The following is a 3,934-nucleotide window of genomic DNA, read 5'->3' on the forward strand; positions in this document are numbered from 1 at the left end:
TCGGTGACGACAAAGCCGATGAGATGGCTGCATGCGCATGTACGACGCAAGTTCGTGGATGTCTTCTCCTCGCAGGGCAGCGCCATTGCCGAAGAAGTCATCCGCCGGATTGCTGAGCTTTACGCTATCGAGAAAGAGATCAGGGGCATGCCCCCCGAAGACCGCGCTACCATCCGGCAGGCTAGGGCAAAACCGATCTTTGACGCCTTGGAAGAATGGTTGCAGACGCAATTGCCCAAAATCTCGGGAAAGTCACCACTCGCGCAGGCCATCCGCTATGCCTTGGGCCGAATGCCGAAAGCACGCCCATACCTTGAGCTCGGCCATCTGGAATTGGATAACAACACCGCCGAGCGCGCCGTTAAACCCGTCGCCATCGGACGCAAAAATTGGATGTTCTCAGGCTCCCAAGGCGGCGGCAAAGCCATGGCTATCGCTTATACCCTGATCGAAACGGCCAAGCTCAACGGTGTTGACCCTCAGGCCTGGCTGACCTGGGTCCTCGGTCAAGTCGCCGACCACAAAATCACACGCCTCGACGAACTTCTGCCCTGGCGTTACGCTGCTCAGGCAGCGTAACAGGCCGCATCGGTGTCGCGCCAGAGCGCCTTCGCCGGACGGTCACTAAATACACAACATGATGACATGTCATCATGATGACATTACAACAATCTGGCATGTTGAGAGCCGTTGCGCGCCGCATATTTTTTTACGAAATTGACAAACGAGCCTTCGGGCTTATCCGGGTTTAAAATTCTAAGCGGTGATGGAGAGGTGTTCATAAGCCCGCGCGTCGCTCTGGCAGAGGCTCAGATCGTTGGGGTGCAGGGGGCAATCTTCATTTAAACAATATATAAACTTACTATGCGTAAGTTTTACTCCAAAGCGGAGAACTTACGCAAATGTATACAGGGATAAAAAATCGCATTCAGGCACTAAAGGGCAATATTAAGGGTAGCATTGCTATCCCCTTTGCACTTCTAGCCACACTGATCCTTGCGGCCATCTCCGTTGGGATTGACATGTCATTTGCGTATAACAAGCGCGACCAGAGCCAACTTGTGGCTGATGAAGTCTCGCTCTTCGCAGTTACTACATTTCGGAAATATGTTGCTGATGGAATGTCAAAAAATCAGGCGAGAAAACGCGCCGAAACCGACGCACGCAAATTTCTGACCGCGCGAACCAAGTCCCTTGATGGAACGACAGAAAAATTCAGTATCAAAATAAACATTGTCGACCGGGAAGCAAAAGTCGTAAAAGCCAATGTAAACATTAGCGGCAAACACGAATCCTACATGACCCATGCCATGGGCTTCGACAACATAGATTATACTGCAGATTCAGAATCGACAATTTCCTTCGGTCAGGGCAAATACGAGTTTATCTTTTTGGTTGATGTCTCACCGTCAATGGGAATTGGTGCAAGTAATCGTGATCGTCAAATCATGCAACGAGCCATTGGTTGCCAATTCGCTTGCCATGAACCTTGGTACAGCAGTGTAAGCCGCGCAAAAAGCGCAGGAGCCCGTCTCAGGATTGACGTTGTCAAAGACGCTCTAAAGTCCCTCGTGACTCAACTAGAAGAAGCCACTGAAGTCGACTTGAGAACCGGTCTTTACAGCTTTTCAAATTATCTGCACATTCAAACAGGCCTGAACAAAGGCATCTCAAAATTCAAACGTGAGGCCAACAAAATCGCCATCCACCGGGAGTACCTCCGTGGCGGCGGGACAAACTTCCATGGGGTTTTCAGTGATTTCAATGGGGTGTTGCGCTCATTAAAGCCAAAAGCAGATGTTAAGCAGCACATCATTATAATCTCGGACGGTGTGAACCATCTAAACTTGAGAAGTGGTACGAATCGGCACCTTTGGAACCAGACACCTAATTGGCGCCCCTACAACTACAGCTTTAACCCGAGATGGTGTGATGAGTTCAAAAAGGGAGAGGTTAGAACAGTGCACACAATGTTGGTTGAACCAGACAGAGCCCATTATGTTAGGGCTTCGACCTCTTCAATGAGAGCTTGTGCAACAAGCGCAGACTTTTTCTACAGTGCGAACTCAGCCGCAGAAATCGACAAAGCCTTCAAAGACCTGTTTGAAGCCCTATTAAAGTCTGTGTATGTATCAAGCTGAATTCAACAATTACAGATCTAACAAAAATGGCGGCTTCCATGCCGCCATTATTTTGCCTGTCATCCAAGCAGAACACTTATTAAAACTCGACTTCAAAATGTTTGACAACGCTCCCTTTGCTAGCCTCCTACAGTCGTCATTCAGTCCATTCGAGTACCGAGGAAGAAGGTATTTTATTTGCCTGAAATCACCTTGAACTTACCCGGTTCGCTGTTGATTTCGATAGCAGGTTTCGGACGTCCTACGAAGTATCCTTGCTGGTAATCGCACCCAAGATGGCTTGCAATCCGGTGTTGCGCGGCTGTTTCAATCCCTTCCGCGACAACTGCAAGATCCAGATTAATGATACGCCGGAAATACGAGAAACGTTTGAAAGCCAGCCAATGCTGCCGGTTAACGTGACTTAGTCCGCCCTGAACAACGTCTAAGCCATTGATGTTGCGCGTGGCCGAAGCAATACGCAAATATTCGATTTGACCGGTTTGGGGATGGGGTTTGTGATCCAGAGCAGCAAAATGATCAGTGCATTGAGGATCAGACGCAGGTTATGACCGGCTGCGGCCAGCAGGGCGTTGATGGCATCGCCATTTTTGCCATTGAGGAAGTTCCGGTCAAGTCGTCCATCTGTTTTCATGTGGCCGATGGTGGCCTCGATCGCTGATCGTCGTTTCAGCTCACGCTTCATCTGTGCCGTCAGCCCGCGCTTCTGGCCGGAGATCATGACCTTGGCGTCGCCCTCATAATCATGCCCCCGATAGCCACGGTCCACATAGACACGCTCAGCTTTGGTGCCGCAGACTTTCTCAGCCTGACTGATGGTGTCATTCAAGGTGTGCCCATCATAGGGATTGCCCTCAAAAGCCCTCGCCGCAAGAACCAATCCTTCCCGATGGTCGTGGCAATGCCAACCTTGGCCCCGAACTCGTAAGGTGTTCGCGCCTTGCCCTTGGCAATACAGGCCACTTCCGGCGCATGCATGGAATAAATCTTGTTTTTGTCCTTGGGGGTCTGGGCCAGAAGCCGCTCCACCAGTCCCAGCAGACGGGAGAACCGGTGCTCAAGACCTTCGTTGCCTGCGATCTTGCGGGAGATGTCGCGATAGACCCGGCCCAGATAGGTCTTCAGCTTTTTGAGTTCCCGGCGCATCCGCTTGAACTGTTTGGCATGGGCATAACGGCCCGCCATCAAGGCCGCCTTTTTGGCAACTCTGGTATGGCTGCGACGCAAGATGATGCCGGCCCTCTTGGCCTGGCGCACCAGAAGCTGCAAGGCCTTGTGATAAAGACGGCTATCGGTGGGATGGGCAATGGCTTTGGGTTGAACGGTCGTATCAACCAAGACCCGCTCAAGGCTGCTCTTCTTGATCGTCCCGCTCTCAATCGCAACACCTACCGTAGCAGAAAGAAGCTTTTCCATTCCCTCAGGACCAATCCGTTTGCGCCAGCGGGTCATGGTTGAGGGATCAATGGGGAATTGGTGCTGGAAAAACTCAAAACCGCAGAAAGACTGCCAGTAGGGGTTTTCAACCCAACGCTCAACCGTCTCTTCATCGGAAAGATCGTACATGTGCTTGAGAAAGTGCAGCCCGGCCATCAGACGCGTTGGTTTGGCCGGTCGTCCCAAGGGGCGATAATGCCTGCCGAACTCCGCATCAAATTCATCCCAAGGCATCAGACCAGACAGCCGCACCAACGAATGGTTCATATCGATGATTGCGGCCAGGCGTTCCTTGAACAGATCGCCACACCGTTGTTGCGTTTGAAGTCTCATGAGATATGCAGAAATGCGTGCTT

The 3,934-nt window shown here is 51.3% G+C and carries 3 protein-coding genes and 1 pseudogene; 2 read left to right on the forward strand and 2 right to left on the reverse strand.

Features of this window, described 5'->3' with window-relative positions; genetic code table 11:
* Both TRICHSKD4_RS31100 and TRICHSKD4_RS02550 read left to right on the forward strand, forming a co-directional pair.
* A partial coding sequence (locus TRICHSKD4_RS31100) for an IS66 family transposase (protein WP_040616072.1) occupies positions 1-579 on the forward strand: 579 nt, incomplete at its 5' end.
* 323 nt (positions 580-902) lie between these two features.
* Positions 903-2,141, forward strand: coding sequence for a vWA domain-containing protein (locus TRICHSKD4_RS02550; protein ID WP_009465834.1), 1,239 nt, complete (start codon positions 903-905; stop codon positions 2,139-2,141).
* A 173-nt stretch (positions 2,142-2,314) separates the two neighbouring features.
* On the opposite strand, the gene TRICHSKD4_RS32145 is transcribed toward TRICHSKD4_RS02550, so the two are convergent.
* On the reverse strand, positions 2,315-2,605 hold the full coding sequence (locus tag TRICHSKD4_RS32145) for an EAL domain-containing protein (RefSeq protein WP_208992978.1): 291 nt from the start codon (positions 2,603-2,605) through the stop codon (positions 2,315-2,317).
* Positions 2,566-3,911: pseudogene (locus TRICHSKD4_RS02555) on the reverse strand (IS5 family transposase). The gene TRICHSKD4_RS32145 and the pseudogene TRICHSKD4_RS02555 overlap by 40 nt, the downstream one beginning before the upstream one ends.
* Between the last annotated feature and the right edge of the window lie 23 nt (positions 3,912-3,934).

This window comes from Roseibium sp. TrichSKD4 (genome assembly GCF_000148725.1).
Lineage (GTDB): Bacteria > Pseudomonadota > Alphaproteobacteria > Rhizobiales > Stappiaceae > Roseibium.